Annotated in this window: 15 protein-coding genes; 8 read left to right on the forward strand and 7 right to left on the reverse strand. The window is 60.5% G+C overall.

All coding sequences use genetic code 11. From position 1 onward, the window contains the following. Positions 1-50 precede the first annotated feature (50 nt). Positions 51-248 carry a DUF2188 domain-containing protein gene (locus tag AC3WMV_RS21740; protein ID WP_096796397.1) on the forward strand — a complete coding sequence of 66 codons (198 nt, stop codon included), beginning with the start codon at positions 51-53 and terminating at the stop codon, positions 246-248. A gap of 62 nt (positions 249-310) precedes the next feature. On the opposite strand, the gene AC3WMV_RS21745 is transcribed toward AC3WMV_RS21740, so the two are convergent. Then, a complete protein-coding gene (locus AC3WMV_RS21745) occupies positions 311-550 on the reverse strand; it encodes a hypothetical protein (protein WP_027612987.1) in 240 nt (79 codons plus the stop codon). Positions 551-736: 186 nt separating this feature from the next. Between AC3WMV_RS21745 and AC3WMV_RS21750 the strand changes: the two genes are divergently transcribed. Then, on the forward strand, positions 737-1,072 hold the full coding sequence (locus AC3WMV_RS21750; protein ID WP_003225912.1) for a hypothetical protein: 336 nt from the start codon (positions 737-739) through the stop codon (positions 1,070-1,072). A 184-nt stretch (positions 1,073-1,256) separates the two neighbouring features. Then, on the forward strand, positions 1,257-1,862 hold the full coding sequence (locus tag AC3WMV_RS21755) for a DUF6338 family protein (protein WP_103368618.1): 606 nt from the start codon (positions 1,257-1,259) through the stop codon (positions 1,860-1,862). Between the two features lie 140 nt (positions 1,863-2,002). Here AC3WMV_RS21755 and AC3WMV_RS21760 read toward each other — a convergent pair whose 3' ends face one another. Then, positions 2,003-2,887 carry a LysR substrate-binding domain-containing protein gene (locus AC3WMV_RS21760; RefSeq protein ID WP_103368617.1) on the reverse strand — a complete coding sequence of 295 codons (885 nt, stop codon included), beginning with the start codon at positions 2,885-2,887 and terminating at the stop codon, positions 2,003-2,005. Positions 2,888-3,046: 159 nt separating this feature from the next. Here AC3WMV_RS21760 and ydiJ point away from each other — a divergent pair, with 159 nt between their 5' ends. Beyond that, a complete protein-coding gene (ydiJ, locus tag AC3WMV_RS21765) occupies positions 3,047-6,073 on the forward strand; it encodes a D-2-hydroxyglutarate dehydrogenase YdiJ (RefSeq protein ID WP_103368626.1) in 3,027 nt (1,008 codons plus the stop codon). On the opposite strand, the gene AC3WMV_RS21770 is transcribed toward ydiJ, so the two are convergent. Continuing rightward, positions 6,006-6,695: a paraquat-inducible protein A gene (locus AC3WMV_RS21770; protein ID WP_103368616.1), complete on the reverse strand. Its 690-nt coding sequence runs from the start codon at positions 6,693-6,695 to the stop codon at positions 6,006-6,008. The genes ydiJ and AC3WMV_RS21770 overlap by 68 nt on opposite strands. Beyond that, positions 6,692-7,288, reverse strand: a complete 597-nt coding sequence (locus AC3WMV_RS21775) for a paraquat-inducible protein A (protein ID WP_003225887.1) — start codon at positions 7,286-7,288, stop codon at positions 6,692-6,694. Before AC3WMV_RS21775 ends, AC3WMV_RS21770 begins: the two co-directional genes overlap by 4 nt. A 182-nt stretch (positions 7,289-7,470) precedes the next feature. Between AC3WMV_RS21775 and AC3WMV_RS21780 the strand changes: the two genes are divergently transcribed. Next, on the forward strand, positions 7,471-8,640 hold the full coding sequence (locus tag AC3WMV_RS21780) for an acetyltransferase domain-containing protein (RefSeq protein WP_097090324.1): 1,170 nt from the start codon (positions 7,471-7,473) through the stop codon (positions 8,638-8,640). Positions 8,641-8,643: 3 nt separating this feature from the next. Here AC3WMV_RS21780 and AC3WMV_RS21785 read toward each other — a convergent pair whose 3' ends face one another. Then, the gene (locus AC3WMV_RS21785) at positions 8,644-9,540 is read right to left on the reverse strand and encodes a LysR family transcriptional regulator (protein WP_103368615.1); all 897 of its coding nucleotides are present in this window, start codon (positions 9,538-9,540) and stop codon (positions 8,644-8,646) included. A 102-nt stretch (positions 9,541-9,642) separates the two neighbouring features. On the opposite strand from AC3WMV_RS21785, the gene AC3WMV_RS21790 reads away from it, so the two are divergent. After that, positions 9,643-11,187, forward strand: a complete 1,545-nt coding sequence (locus tag AC3WMV_RS21790; protein ID WP_103368614.1) for an MFS transporter — start codon at positions 9,643-9,645, stop codon at positions 11,185-11,187. A gap of 132 nt (positions 11,188-11,319) precedes the next feature. On the opposite strand, the gene AC3WMV_RS21795 is transcribed toward AC3WMV_RS21790, so the two are convergent. After that, a complete protein-coding gene (locus tag AC3WMV_RS21795; protein WP_027612996.1) occupies positions 11,320-12,711 on the reverse strand; it encodes an aldehyde dehydrogenase family protein in 1,392 nt (463 codons plus the stop codon). Between the two features lie 103 nt (positions 12,712-12,814). On the opposite strand from AC3WMV_RS21795, the gene ptrR reads away from it, so the two are divergent. Together ptrR and AC3WMV_RS21805 are read left to right on the forward strand one after the other, a co-directional pair. Continuing rightward, positions 12,815-13,693, forward strand: a complete 879-nt coding sequence (gene ptrR / locus AC3WMV_RS21800; protein WP_103368625.1) for a putrescine utilization regulator PtrR — start codon at positions 12,815-12,817, stop codon at positions 13,691-13,693. Between the two features lie 83 nt (positions 13,694-13,776). Next, on the forward strand, positions 13,777-14,439 hold the full coding sequence (locus AC3WMV_RS21805; protein ID WP_027612998.1) for a M24 family metallopeptidase: 663 nt from the start codon (positions 13,777-13,779) through the stop codon (positions 14,437-14,439). Positions 14,440-14,442: 3 nt separating this feature from the next. Here the strand turns inward: AC3WMV_RS21805 and AC3WMV_RS21810 are convergent, their stop codons facing one another. Continuing rightward, positions 14,443-15,066: a glutathione S-transferase family protein gene (locus AC3WMV_RS21810; protein WP_103368613.1), complete on the reverse strand. Its 624-nt coding sequence runs from the start codon at positions 15,064-15,066 to the stop codon at positions 14,443-14,445. Positions 15,067-15,078 lie beyond the last annotated feature (12 nt).

Genomic DNA, 15,078 nt, shown 5'->3' on the forward strand with positions numbered 1-15,078 from the left:
TAAGTTAAAAAGGCAGAGCTGACTCCACCGTCGGCAAAAAGGAGGTACCCATGAGCATTCCGGTCTTGAACAAAATGCACATGAACGGCTACGACGTACTCAGCGTGAACAACGGCCCGTGGCGGGTTTGTACTCAAGGCGATCGGCTTGCGTCGTTCGGTAGCAGAGAGGAGGCGCTGGCCTATGCCGCTGCGTTGCCGGGTTACAGAAAACGCTCGGTGCGAGCGCGAAGTCACACTGCAAGTTGAAGCAAATGTAACGAAAGAGCCCCGGTGATTGCCGGGGCTTTTGTTGAGGGCAGGGGGTGGTATCAGTGGACCTTGGTCCGGCTGATGGAGCGCGTCTTCACTTCCCTGGCATACAGCTGCAGGCGTTCTTCATCACTTTGCAGCACCTCGCAGGACCTGAGTACCGCCTGGGCATCCGCTTCATTGCCGCTCTTGCGCAGCTGTTCGGCGATGCGTTTGAGGTCGACCGCCGACCATCTCAGATCCGATGCAACGGCTTGCAGGTCGCGCTGAAGTTCGTGTTCGTATTCATTGAGCCGCATGATCACCTCCGGAACATTCTCGGTAGAACAGAGTAGTCGCATTTTTCATCGCCGAAGCGCAGCTCGTCTGCCACCGGGCTGCATGCATGTAAATATTTGTCCAATCTCCCTTGTGGGCGACGTGCCGCGCTGGATGTACACCCGGTTACACGTTACATTCGCGTTTTTTAAGATCAGGGAAACACCATGCGGATATGGATCGGGAGTTTGGCGTTGGCATTGCTGGCGGGTTGCTCATTGCCAGCATCGCTGGTGCCGGGCGAGCCAAATCTCAGCAAAACCACCACCAAAGCGCCTAAAGACTATGCCGCGTGCTTGTTGCCGTTGTGGCAGCAGGACATTCCTAAGACCACGCAGACGTCCATTTCCAACGGCTACCGGATCAAGGCGCCGAGCCTCGTCACCGCCGACGAGATTCTCGACATCATTAAATACAAGGACGGCAGCCGCGTTTCCCTGTATCAGGGACCACCATGGGCCAAGTCCGGGTCGTTGCGCAAATCGGTGCGTGACTGCCTGTAAAGCCCAGCCTCCGCTGCAAAAGCCAGCCCCACAAAAAGCAGAAACCGGATCAATGGTTTCTGCTTTTTTTTGCTTTGCGAAATGCGCTGTGACAGATCGGCACGAGGCGTATCCCCAGTGTGCGCTAGGCTTTTGAGTGCCGCCCGGTAACCGGAGGGGCATGCCTTTCAAGGAGCCACGGATCATGGATGATCTGGTCAAAGAAGTTATTCCGTTGTTGCAGTACCTCATTCCCGGATTTGTCTCGACCTGGATTTTTTACACGCTCACCGCGTTCAAACGGCCTGATACGTTTGGGCAGATTGTGCAGGCGTTGATCTTTACGTTTGTGATTCATGGGGCTGTATTGGGGATAGGTGCAATCTGTCTATGGGTGGGGACGAAGGGATTTTCTGTAGGAATATGGGATGGCAAGGCGCAGACAATATGGGCGTTCTTGGTGTCAGTGACGCTCGGATTTCTTTCCTGCAATCTCGCTTCAAATGACAAGTTGCATGCTTGGTTACGGTTTCGAAATGTAACCAGAAAAACGTCATTTCCCAGCCAGTGGTACAGCACCTTTGCACGCCACGATCGGCTCATTACGCTGCATTTGAACGACGAAAGGCGCCTGTTTGGCTGGCCTTGTGAATGGCCTGCCGAACCTGCGAATGGACAGTTTGTGATGCAGAGCCCGAAATGGTTGGGTGACGATGGCGTTGCCAAGCCTTTTGACGCCGACCTGTTGGTGATAGATTCGTCGAAAGTTCAGTGGGTTGAATTCACCACCATAAAAGAGAGCCAGCCATGACCGCCGAAGCACCGAGACCCATGCCGCCAGATGTGGCACGCTACCTTGGCTCGAACGACAGGAACTCGCCGCAAACTGCCCGTGGTCCTAGCGCTCCACCACCTCCCAAGCGGTGAACGTTGCTCGGGCGAGACGATCTGTCATAACGATCGTACCAGCCAATCCCTGAACGCTTTCAGTGACGGCAACGCCTCATTACGCGGCGGATACACCAGGTAGTAGCTGCGCCGGCTGGTGATCGGCTCCCCCAGTTGCTGCAGCTCGCCGTTAAGCAATTCATCCTCCAGCAGAATCCGTGGCACCAGCCCCACGCCAATATTCGCCCGGACGGCCTGAATCAGGTGCGAAGTCATTTCAAAGCTCGGCCCGATGCGCATGCTGCGGTGTGGCAAACCATGATGGGTGAACCATTCCGCCCAGGCCTGGGCATTGCTGCTGACATTGAGCAGTAACTGCCCGGCGATGTGCTGTTCAGCTTCATCGCGTTCGGCCAACGACAATTGCGCACTGGCAATCACCACCAGTTCTTCAGTGTGCAGGGGCAGGGCGCTCAAGCCCGGCCAGTCCCCCGCACCGACACAGATCGCCGCATCGATTTCGCTGGTGTCGAAGTCGATCGCTTCGATGCGCGAATGCAAGTGCACGGTCATGCCGGGGTGTGCGGTGTAGAAGTCCTTGAGTCGCGGCAGCAGCCATTTCGAGCCGAAGGTCGGCAGCGTCGCCAAACGCAAACTATGAATGCCGGAACCGAACGCCATGGCCTGCAACGTCGCGCTGCGGATCTGCCCGAGGGCTTCGGCCAGTTCGCGCTGATACATGCGCCCGACATCGGTCAGCACCACTTGCCGGCCCTCGCGACTGAACAGGCGCATGCCGAGCATCTTTTCCAGAATCTGCACCTGACGGCTGACCGCGCTTTGCGTCAGCGACAGTTCGTGGGCAGCGCGGGTGTAGCTTTCATGGCGTGCGGCAGCCTCAAAGGCCAGCAACAACGACATGGAAGGGGTGAGGGTTCGCGGATTCATTCGTTTTAGTCATGGATTACGGGTCGATTTTACGTTTGTCCCGACGGCGCCAAGCAATGAACATAAGCACCATGAGATGGCGGGAGCGTGACGCAATCATTCATTGCGCACAACTGTTCACTGCCACACGGCCCGATTTTGACCGAGATTTCCTCACCGATGATTGCCCAGCTGTCACCCACCACCGCATTGACCACTGATTACCAGCAGTTTCTCAAAGCCCTGAAAGCCAGTGGTTTTCGTGGCGAGATCAGTGCCGATTACGCCAGTCGCGTGGTGCTCGCCACCGACAACTCGATCTACCAGCGTCTGCCGCAAGCGGCAGTGTTTCCGATGGATGCCGAGGATGTGGCGCGAGTCGCACGGCTGATCGCCGAACCGGCTTATCAGCAAGTGGTGATCACTCCGCGTGGCGGCGGCACCGGCACCAACGGTCAGTCGCTGACTGACGGCATCGTCGTCGACCTGTCGCGGCACATGAACCGCATTCTGGAAATCAACGTCGAACAGCGCTGGGTGCGGGTGCAGGCCGGGGTGGTCAAGGATCAGCTCAACGCCGCGCTGAAATCAGCCGGGCTGTTTTTCGCCCCGGAGCTGTCGACCTCCAACCGCGCCACCGTCGGCGGCATGATCAACACCGACGCCAGCGGCCAGGGCAGTTGCACCTACGGTAAGACCCGCGACCATGTGCTGGAACTCGACATGGTCCTGCGCGGTGGCGAGCGTCTGCACGGCGCAGCGCTGGCGGAAGACGACCTGACAGCGCTGTGCGCCCGTGAAGATCGGGTGGGTGAAGTTTATCGCTGTGCGCGGCAGATCATTGATGAGCAGGGCGAGCTGATCAAACAGCGCTTCCCGGATCTCAACCGCTGCCTGACCGGCTACGACCTGGCGCATCTGCGCGAGGCTGACAACCGCTTCAACCTCAACAGCGTGTTGTGCGGCGCCGAGGGCTCACTCGGCTTTGTGGTTGAGGCGAAGCTCAACGTACTGCCGATCCCCAAACACACGATGCTGGTGAACATTCGCTACGCCGGGTTCATGGATGCGTTGCGCGATGCCCGGGCGCTGATGGCGCTCAAGCCGCTGTCGATTGAAACCGTGGATTCCAAGGTGTTGCTGCTGGCGATGCAGGACATCGTCTGGCACGGCGTCGCCGAGTACTTCCCGGAAAGTGCCGAGCGGCCGACGCTGGGGATCAACCTGGTGGAATTCTGCGGCGACGATCCAGAGGATCTGCAACGCCGGGTCGAAGCCTTCCTCGAACATCTGAGCAGCGACGCAACAGTTGAACGCTTGGGGCATACGCTGGCCGTCGGCCAAGCGGCGGTGAACAAGGTCTATGGCATGCGCAAGCGTGCGGTGGGCTTGCTGGGCAACGTTGCCGGTGAAGCGCGGCCGCAGCCGTTCGTTGAAGACACCGCCGTGCCGCCGCAGCACCTGGCCGAGTACATCGCCGAACTGCGCGAACTGCTCGACAGCCACGGTTTGCAGTACGGCATGTTCGGCCACGTTGATGCCGGTGTGTTGCACGTACGGCCGATTCTCGACATGAAGGATCCGCAGCAAGCGGCGCTGGTGCGCCCGGTGTCCGACGGCGTCGCGGCGCTGACCCAACGCTACGGCGGCCTGTTGTGGGGCGAACATGGTAAGGGTCTGCGCTCGGAATACGCGCCGGCGTTTTTCGGTGAGCTGTATCCGGCGTTGCAGGCACTGAAAGCTGCGTTTGACCCGTTCAATCAGTTCAACCCGGGCAAGATCGCCACCCCGGCCAATACCGGTGCGGCGTTGCTGAAAATCGACGAAGTGACCCTGCGCGGCGAACTCGATCGGCAGATCGACGAAAAGGTCTGGCAAAGCTACGGCGCGGCCATGCACTGCAACGGCAACGGCGCCTGCTACAACTTCGATCCCGACGACGCCATGTGCCCATCGTGGAAAGCCACCCGCGAGCGTGCGCAATCGCCCAAGGGTCGCGCATCGCTGATCCGCGAATGGCTGCGTTTGCAGGGCGAGGCAGGGGTGGATGTGCTGTCGGAGGCGATCCGTCGTCCGGCATTTTTCCGCAACCTGTGGACACGCTGGCGCAACAGCCGCGCGCAGGACGCAGACTTTTCCCATGAGGTGTATGACGCCATGGCCGGTTGCCTGGCGTGCAAGTCCTGTGCGGGGCAGTGCCCGGTCAAGGTCAACGTGCCGGAATTCCGTTCGCGTTTCCTTGAGCTGTATCACAGCCGTTATCTGCGCCCGGCGCGGGATTATCTGATCGCTTCGCTGGAGTACAGCATTCCGTACATGGCGCGGATTCCGGCGCTGTACAACGGTTTGATGGGCGCAACCTTTGTGCGCAAACAGTTGGAGCGTCTTGGCGGCATGGTCGATGTGCCGTTGCTCAGTCGCTTTGATTTCCACGCTGCGCTACGCCGCTGGAAGGTGCAGCCGGCGACGGTTGCCACGCTGTCGGCGCTGACCCCGGCCCAGCGCGGGCGCAGTGTGGTGCTGGTGCAGGATGCCTTCACCCGTTACTTCGAAGCGCCGCTGCTAGCGGATCTGCTGGAGCTGATTTCACGACTTGGCTATCAGGTGTATCTGGCACCCTTCAGTGCCAATGGCAAGCCGCTGCATGTGCAGGGTTTCCTGTCAGCGTTCAACCGCGCGGCACTGCGCAATGCGCGGCAACTGCGAGAGCTGGCGGATGTTGGCGTACCGTTGCTGGGGCTGGATCCGGCGATGACGCTGGTCTACCGCCAGGAATACCTGAAAGTGCCGGGTATGGAGCAGTGCCCGGAAGTCGCGCTGGTACAGGAATGGCTGCTCCAAGTGATGCCGGAGCAGGCGAATAACACATCGGCAAGTGCATTCCGGCTCCTGGCACACTGCACCGAGAAAACCAACGCGCCGGCCACCACTCGCCAGTGGGAGCAAGTGTTCGAGCGAGCCGGATTGAAACTGGCGACGCAGGCCACCGGCTGCTGCGGCATGTCCGGCACCTACGGCCATGAAGCGCGCAACCGCGAAACCTCGGCGGTGATCTACGAGCAATCGTGGGCGCGGCAGGTCGAAGCCCCGGCGGATCAGGGCGAAGCACTGGCCACCGGCTATTCGTGCCGCAGTCAGGTCAAGCGCCAGTCGGATCGGGCACTGCGCCATCCGTTGCAGGTGCTGCTTGAGGTGGTGCGTCGCTGAGCGGTTCGTCGTCCGGGGCATTGTCCCATATCAGCCGTGGGTCGAAACTCATCGCCGAGAGCATGGTGAACACCACCACCATGCCGAAAAACAGGATGCCCGGGCGTGGTTCGATATCGCCCAGCGCCTGGAACTTCACCAGCGCCGCGACCAGTGCGACCACCAGCACGTCGAGCATCGACCAGTAGCCGATCAGCTCGACGAAACGGTACAGCTTCGAACGCTCACGGCGCGCCCAGTCGCTGCCCCGCTGCACGGTGATCAGCAGCAGCGACAGGGCGACGAATTTGATCCCCGGCACCGCGATGCTGGCGATGAAAATGATCAGCGCAATGTCCCACGCGCCGCCCTCCCAGAACTCCAGCACGCCGCTCATGATCGTGCTGTCGGCGCCGTTGCCGAGCATCACCGTGTTCATCACCGGCAGTAGATTGGCCGGCACGTAAAACGCCAACGCGGCGAACAGATAGGCCCAGGTGCGCGTCAGGGAGTTGGTCTTGCGCCGATGCAGCGGCGCATCGCAGCGCGGGCACTCGTGCGGCTCGTCGGTCATGTCACAAGCCAGCCCACAGCTGTGGCACAGGCACAGATTCAGTTCGCTGGCGGTCGCGGGTCGCTTCATAGAATGTCCCACAGATCACGAATGTCGCGGCCGGCAATGCGGATCATCATCAGGCTCAGCACCGCCAGGGCGAACAGGCCGATACCCGGCAGCACATCGAGCAGCCCGGCCAGTTTGAATACCGCGACCATCGCCCCCAGCAGACACACTTCGAGCATGCTCCACGGACGCAGGGTTTCCAGCCAGCGCATGCACAGCTTGAAGCCCGGTGCCCGGCGCGATGACAAGGCGAAACTCAGCACCCAGATCAACAGCACCAGTTGAAACGCCGGGGCGATGATGATCGAAATCGCCGCGACCATCGCCATGAAGGTGATCGGCCCCTGACTCAGCGCCAGTACCGAATCCCACAGCGTCGCGCTGTTCTTCAGGCCCTTCATGCTGATGCTCATCACCGGATAGAAATTGGCGAACAGCCACAGCATCGCCGCAGTGAAACTCAGGGCCAGCCGCTGCTCGACGGTCAAGCCGTTGTAGCGCTGCAGCACGCCGCCGCACCGCACGCAGAGGGTTTTCTGGTGTTTGCCGAGCACGACCTTTTCGTACACACAGTCGCAATGCTCGCAGATGATCAGGTGTTCGGTTGAGGTCATGGGCAACGCTCGACAGCAGGCGCAAAAGCGCAGGGGGCGCCTGATCACTATAGAAGCCTGACGTGATTGGGCAAATGGCGTTTGGCTTGGGAATCGACTTTTAGTGTTATAGAGTAACGCGAATTTTTGGCGGGGCGTGCGGTTGCGATCCCCTGATTCATTTGCTCGTTGGCGAAATCTCCATGACGATTGTGTGTACCCGTTCCAACCCGCTGCCGACCGGCCGCTTGCTGTCCATTGATGCGTTACGCGGTCTGGTCATCCTGTTCATGCTGCTGGATCACGTGCGTGAAACGTTTCTGTTGCACCGTCAGGTGTCCGACCCGATGGACATCGCCAACACCGAGCCGGCGTTGTTTTTCAGTCGCACGTTGGCGCATCTGTGCGCACCGGTGTTCGTGTTGCTGACCGGATTGTCTGCGTGGCTGTTCGGCGAGAAGTACGCGGGCAAGGCCGATGTCAGTGCCTTCCTGTTCAAGCGTGGGCTGTTTCTGGTGGTGCTGGAATTCACCTTGGTGAATTTTGCATGGACGTTTCAGTTGCCGCCGAGCGTGATCTATCTGCAGGTGATCTGGGCGATTGGCCTGAGCATGATCGGGTTGTCGCTGCTGGTCTGGTTGCCACGCTGGTTGTTGCTGACGTTGAGTCTGGCGATCATTGCCGGGCATAACCTGCTGGACGGGCTGCATTTCGCGCCGGAGTCGGCACTGCATGTGCCATGGGCGATCCTGCATGATCGGGGCTGGATCGAGGTCGGTGACAGTCTGCGCTTGCGCACTTCTTATCCGCTGTTGCCGTGGATCGGCGTGATCGGTCTGGGTTATGCGCTGGGCCCATGGTTTGCCCGTGCGGCCGACGCCGGAGTTCGTCAGCAGTGCCTGTTGCTGGCTGGTATTGCCGGACTGCTGGGTTTCGTCGGACTGCGGCTGCTCAACGGATACGGCGAAAAGCCTTGGGCGGTTGAAGACACGACCGTGCAAACGCTGATGGCGTTTTTCAACATCACCAAGTACCCGCCATCGCTGCTGTTCATCACCCTGACGGTGAGCATCGGATTGCTGTTGTTGCTGGTGTTCGAACGGCTGCAGACCCGGCGCTGGATTCGCTGGCTGACGGTCTTCGGTTCGGCGCCGATGTTCTTTTATCTGTTGCACCTGTACGTGCTGAAGGTGCTGTATGTGATTGCCGTGGCGCTGTTCGGACTGAATCAGGGCAGCTATTTCGGCTTCGATTCAGTAGCGGCAATCTGGCTGGTGTCGATGCTGTTGGCGCTGGCACTGTATCCGGCGGTACGCTGGTTTTCCGCACTGAAATCGCGGCGCCGTGACATCGCCTGGCTGAAATATCTGTAAGCCCTAGTGACCACTGCGCTCGCGCGCAAAGTCGATAAAAGCCTTGAGCGGCGCCGGTACGTGGCGCCGGCTCGGGTAGTACAGATGCAGGCCCGGATAGTAAGGGCACCAGTCGGCCAACAGCTGAATCAGACGCCCCGATGCCAAGTGTTCGCTGACCATGTCATCGAACACATACGCCAATCCCAGGCCTTGCAGTGCAGGGCCGACCATCAAGCTGACGTCGCCCAGGGTCAGCGGGCCGTTGACCTCGATTTCCTGGGCAATGCCATCGCGTTCGAATTCCCAGCGATACAGGGCGCCACTGGGGTAGCGGTGGCGCAGGCACGGCAAGTCGTGCAGATCTTCGGGTTTTTGCGGCGCAGGATAGCGTTCGAGGAATGCCGGCGAAGCGACCACCACCGAACGCATCGCCGGGCCAATCGGCAGCGAGACCATGTCGGCCTGCAGTCGATCGCCAAAGCGCACGCCCGCATCAAATCCGCCAGCGACGATATCCAGCAACGCTTCGCTTTCGACCACCTCCATGCGAATGTCCGGATACGTCTGCAAGAACTCGCTGGCAATCGGCAGCAATACCAGTTCGCACGCCTGGCGTCCGCAGGTGATACGCAGGTTGCCGGTGGGTTTGTCGCGAAAATGGTTGAGGTCTTCCAGTGCATCGTCAATGTCGCGGAACGCCGGTTTCAGGCGCGCGTAAAAGCGCTCACCGGCCTCGGTCAACGCCACGCTGCGGGTGGTGCGATTGAATAGACGCACACCGAGGCGATTCTCCAAAGCCTTTACCGAATGGCTCAGGGCTGACGGGGTGAGCCCGAGTTCGACGGCGGCCTTGCTGAAATTCAAGTGCTGCGCCGTACAGAGAAATACGCAAAGGTCTGCCGCTGAGGGTGATTTCATCTGTGAATCCCTTTCACAAAGTCATGCAAAATTGCTGGGATTATCGCATCAATCTAACGGCCTTAAAGTCGCAGCCTGGCAATTTCTTTAAAGGATGAATGCATGACAACGGTCGCTCATCAACCAGGCGCGCATAACAAGGTGCTGATCCTCGCGGCCGTGTGCCTGTCGGCATTGGTACTGCCCTTGAGTTTTACCGGTGGCGCGGTGGCGACGCCCGCCATTGGTCGTGATCTGGGCGGCAGCCCCGTGGCCCTGACCTGGATCACCAATGCGTTCATGTTGTCATTCGGCAGTTTGCTGATGGCGGCGGGAGCGTTGGCCGACGTCTATGGGCGTAAACGCCTGTTCAGCTTCGGCATGTTGCTGTTCACCGCAGCATCGATTGCGCAGAGCCTGGCACCGTCGGTGTACTGGCTGGATGGGCTGCGTGCAGTGCAGGGCGTGGCCGGTGCTGCGGCGTTGGCCAGCGGCTCAGCGTCGCTGGCGCAGGAATTCGAAGGCCATGCGCGGACCCGCGCGTACAGCGTACTCGGCACCACATTCGGCATCGGTCTGGCTTTCGGGCCGCTGCTGGCCGGTGCATTAATCGAGGCGTTCAACTGGCGGGCGATTTTTGTTTTCACCGCGCTGATCGGCGTGATCGCCATGGTCTTCGGCCTGCCGCGCATGCGCGAAAGCCGCAACCCGGATGCCACGGGACTGGATTGGCCGGGCACGATCACCTTCAGCACGATGCTGGCGCTGTTCACCTTCGGCGTGATTCAGGCCCCGGAAAGCGGTTGGGACAGCCCGCTGGTGGTCGGTCTGCTAAGTGCTTCGGCATTGTTGCTGGGGTTGTTCGTGATGATCGAAAGGCGCGTCAAACATCCGATGCTCGATCTGACCCTGTTGCGTTTTCCGCGCTTCATCGGCGTGCAGATGCTGCCGATCGGCACCTGTTTTTGCTACATCGTGCTGGTGGTGATGTTGCCATTGCGCTTTATCGGCGTGGAAGGCTTGAGCGAAATCGATGCCGGCCTGCTGTTGCTGGCGCTGTCGGCGCCCATGCTGGTGGTACCGATGCTGGCGGCGTCGCTGACCCGGTTTGTCTCGGCGGGGATTCTCTCGGGGATCGGTTTTCTGATCGCTGCGGTGGGCTTGCACGGGTTGAGCCTGTACAACGTCGGCGAGCCAAAATCCGCCTTGGTCATTGCGATGCTGTTGATCGGGATTGGCACCGGTTTGCCGTGGGGCTTGATGGATGGTCTGTCGGTCAGCGTCGTACCGAAAGAGCGCGCGGGGATGGCGGCGGGGATCTTCAATACCGTGCGCGTGGCGGGTGAGGGTATTGCGCTGGCGGTGGTGGGCGCCGTGCTGACTTCGCTGCTGCATACCGATCTGACGGGGGCAGTGGCAGGCAGTGTCGATGCGGCGTTGATTGCCGAGACCGCGCACCGGGTCACCACGGGGGACATGGCGCATGCGCTCAACACCGTTCCGGGGCTGGCCAAAGAGCGTCTGGTGCAGGGTTATGCCACGGCGTTTCAGTACCTGTTGCACATCCTTACGCTGATTACCCTGGCCTCGGCGGCGGTGGTGCTCGGGCTGTTGAGCAAGGATCGGGCGGTTACGCAGCCGCAAAAAACAGCGCCCGACTTGCTATAGCGGTGTGTGCGGAATTTTCGAGTGTGGGAGCGGGCTTGCTCGCGAAGGCGTCAGGTCAGTCACTATCAATGCTGAACATGCCGGCCCCTTCGTGAGCAAGCCCACTCCCACCAGTGCGTGTTGGAGTCCTGATTATTTGCGATCCAGCCACACCGTCTGCGCGTTGCAGAACTCGCGCACGCCGAAGTGCGAGAGCTCGCGACCGAAACCGCTTTTCTTCACGCCACCGAAAGTCACGCGCGGGTCGCTGGCGGAGTAGCCGTTGATGAACACGCCGCCGGTGTCCAGTTCGCTGCTCAGTTGCTGGGCCAGCGCGACGTTGGCGGTGTAGATCGTCGCGGTCAGGCCGAAGTCGCTGTCGTTGGCCAGGGCGATGGCGTGGGCGCAATCGCGGGCAGTGATGATCGACGCCACCGGGCCGAACAGTTCCTGTTTGAACGAGGTCATGCGGTCCGTGACATCGGCCAGCACGGTCGGCTCGTAGTAGTTGCCCGGGCCTTGGGCCTTACCGCCGCCGAGCAGCAGGGTGGCGCCTTCTTCGAGGGTGTCGCGCACTTGCTGGTCGAGTTCATCACGCAGATCGAAACGCGCCATCGGCCCGATGTAGGTGTCGGCGGACAGCGGATCGCCGACTTTCAATTGACGCGTGGCCTCAACGAATTTGCGGGTGAATTCCTCGACCACACCTTCTTCAATGATCAGACGCTTGGCCGCGGCGCAGACTTGGCCGGAGTTCTGGTAGCGACCGATGACGGCAGCCTGCACGGCCTCATCAAGATCCGCATCATTGAGCACGATGAACGGGTCGGAACCACCCAGTTCCAGCACGCACTTCTTCAGCGCGGCACCGGCCTGAGCACCGATGGCCATGCCGGCACGGACGCTGCCGGTCAGGGTGACAGCGGCGATGCGCGGGTCGGCGATGGCGGTGGAAACGCCTTCCGGGGTGACGTTGATCACTTCAAATACGCCATCGGCGAAACCGGCGCGCTTGAACGCGTCGCGCAGCAGGTAGGCGCTGCCCATCACGTTCGGCGCATGCTTGAGCACGTAGGTGTTGCCGGCGATAAGCGCCGGAACGGCACCGCGCAGCACTTGCCAGATCGGGAAGTTCCACGGCATCACCGCGAGGATCGGGCCGAGTGGTCGGTACTCGATACGCGCCTTGCCGCCTTCAACCTGAGTCGGTTCGGCGTCGAGCATGGCCGGACCGTTTTCCGCGTACCACTCACAAAGCTTGGCGCATTTCTCGATTTCGCCACGGGCCTGGGCGATCGGCTTGCCCATTTCCAGGGTGATCATGGTCGCCATGGCTTCGGCGGTTTCGCGTAGGGCGCCAGCGAGGGCGGTGAGGGCGCGGGAGCGATCCTGCAGCGGCTTGCGTTTCCATTTCGAGAAACCGAACGCGGCGCGGGTCAACGCGGCGTCGAGGGCTTCGGCGGATTCAAAGGCGTAGTGAGCGATCTGCTCGCCGTTGGCGGGGTTGATCGAGATGGCGTGGGTCTGGCTGGAAATCTGGCTCATGGCTGGCTCCTGCGAGTTCAGTGGATGGGCCTAGAGTAGGGTGGCGTTTGTTTTCTGGAAACTGAATAATAAAGATCGTTTCTTTCACGATTGGAGAATGATTGTGGATCTGGTGCAGCTGGAAATCTTCAAGGCCGTTGCCGAGCACGGCAGCATCAGCGCCGCCGCGGCGCAGATTCATCGCGTGCCATCGAACCTGACCACGCGGATCAAGCAGTTGGAGCAGGACTTGGGCGTCGACCTGTTCATTCGCGAGAAAAGTCGTCTGCGTCTGTCACCTGCTGGCTGGAGTTTTCTCGAATACGCGCGGCGCATTCTCGATCTGGTACAGGAAGCGCGGGCCACGGTCGCCGGTGAAGAACCGCAGGGCGCATTTCCCCTCGGTTCGCTGGAAAGTACCGCCGCCGTGCGCATCCCCGAACTGCTCGCGGCGTACAACCAGTTGCATCCCAAGGTCGATCTGGATCTGTCCACCGGCCCGTCCGGGACAATGATCGACGGCGTACTCGCCGGGCGCTTGGCGGCGGCGTTCGTCGATGGCCCGGTGCTGCACCCGGCGCTGGAAGGTGTTCCGGCGTTCGAGGAAGAGATGGTCATCATCGCGCCACTCAATCACCCCCCGGTGCAGCGCGCGGCGGATGTGAACGGCGAGAACATCTACGCGTTCCGCTCCAACTGCTCCTATCGTCATCACTTCGAAAAATGGTTCAGCATCGACGCCGCCGTGCCGGGCAAGATTTTCGAAATGGAGTCCTACCACGGCATGCTCGCCTGCGTCAGTGCCGGCGCCGGGCTGGCGCTGATGCCGCGCAAAATGCTGCAGAGCATGCCTGGCAGCGCAACCGTGAGCGTGTGGCCGCTGGCGGCGGATTTTCGCTATCTGACCACCTGGCTGGTGTGGCGCCGGGGCACGGTGTCGCGCAGCTTGAGCATGTTCGTGCGTTTGCTGGAGGAGCGCGGTGTGGTGCGTGCGGAAGAGTAATTGACACGTTGTGTCATGGCTGTATCTTGATCGGCGTTTCGCAATATAAAAAACTACACAGCGTAGCCATGAGGAACAAGCAAATGAGTGCAGCCCTGAGCGGTAAAGAAGCAGTCGGTGAGCGGTTTGTGCTGGAGACGATGCGCCACGCGCAGAATCTGACCTGGAACGCCGTTGACGCCATCGCCCAGGTGATCAAGCCCGGCATGCGTGAGTCCGAAGCCCAGGAGCGGGGCAAGCAGATTCTCGCCGAACTGGGCATGGACCGCATCTGGCATCCACTGCTGATTCGCTTCGGCGCCAATACGCTGAAGGCGTTCAAGGAGCGTTCCGAAGGCGATCCGGTGCTCGGTGACAACGATATTTTCTTCATTGACATGGGCGTGGTCTGGCAGGGGCACGAAGGCGATGCCGGCGCAACCTTCACCACCGGCTCCGATCCGGAAATGATCGCCTGTGCAGCGGCGTCCAAAGAGCTGTTCAAGCGCGTCGAGGCGTTATGGCGCCAAGGCGTGAGCGGTGTCGAGTTGTACCGTTACGCCAGCGATCAGGCTGAAACCATGGGCTGGAAACTCAATCTCGACATCAAGGGCCACCGCGTCAGCGATTTCCCTCACGCGATCCATCGCGGCGGCAATCTCGGCGATTTCGACCAGACGCCAAATGCCGGGGTGTGGATTCTGGAAATCCAGATCGCCCACCCGCAGCGACCGTTCGGCGCGTTTTATGAAGATCTGTTGATCTGATTGTCACGGCGTACCGTTTCTGCCGTACAGGCGAAAGCCTTCGCGTTGGCTCAGACGCTGGTAATACGCGCTGACGGCGGGATAGTCCGGATGCGCGAGCGGCGTTTCGAACCAGCGGTTGACTGACAGCCCGATGGGGATATCGGCGAGGGAAAACCGGTCGCCACTGACGTAGGCGCCAGTCTTCTGTAATTGCTGATCGAGGATGCCCATGGTCTGCGACCATTGCTCGATGCCCTTGGCCAGAGCGGCGCTGTCCTCATAATTCGCTGACTGGCGCACCAGCGACATGAATGCATACGACCACGACCGGTTCAACTCCGACGCTTGCCAGTCGATCCACTGATCGACCCGCGCACGAACTCGCGGCTCGGCGGGGTAGAGGTCTGCGCCGCCATAGTTGCCTGCCAGATAACGAATGATCGTGTTCGATTCCCACAGGGTGAAATCGCCGTCCTGAATCACCGGCACCATGGCGCAGGGGTTGAGGGCGAGAAACTCCGGGGTGTCGGTGGGTTTGAAGCCCGAGCCCCAATCCTCACGCTCGAACGGGATCTGCAGTTCAGCGCAGGTCCACAGCACTTTGCGCACGTTGATCGATGACGCCTTGCCCAGAATTCGCAGCATGAGTTTTCCCTG

This window comes from Pseudomonas sp. FW305-3-2-15-E-TSA4, assembly GCF_058787295.1.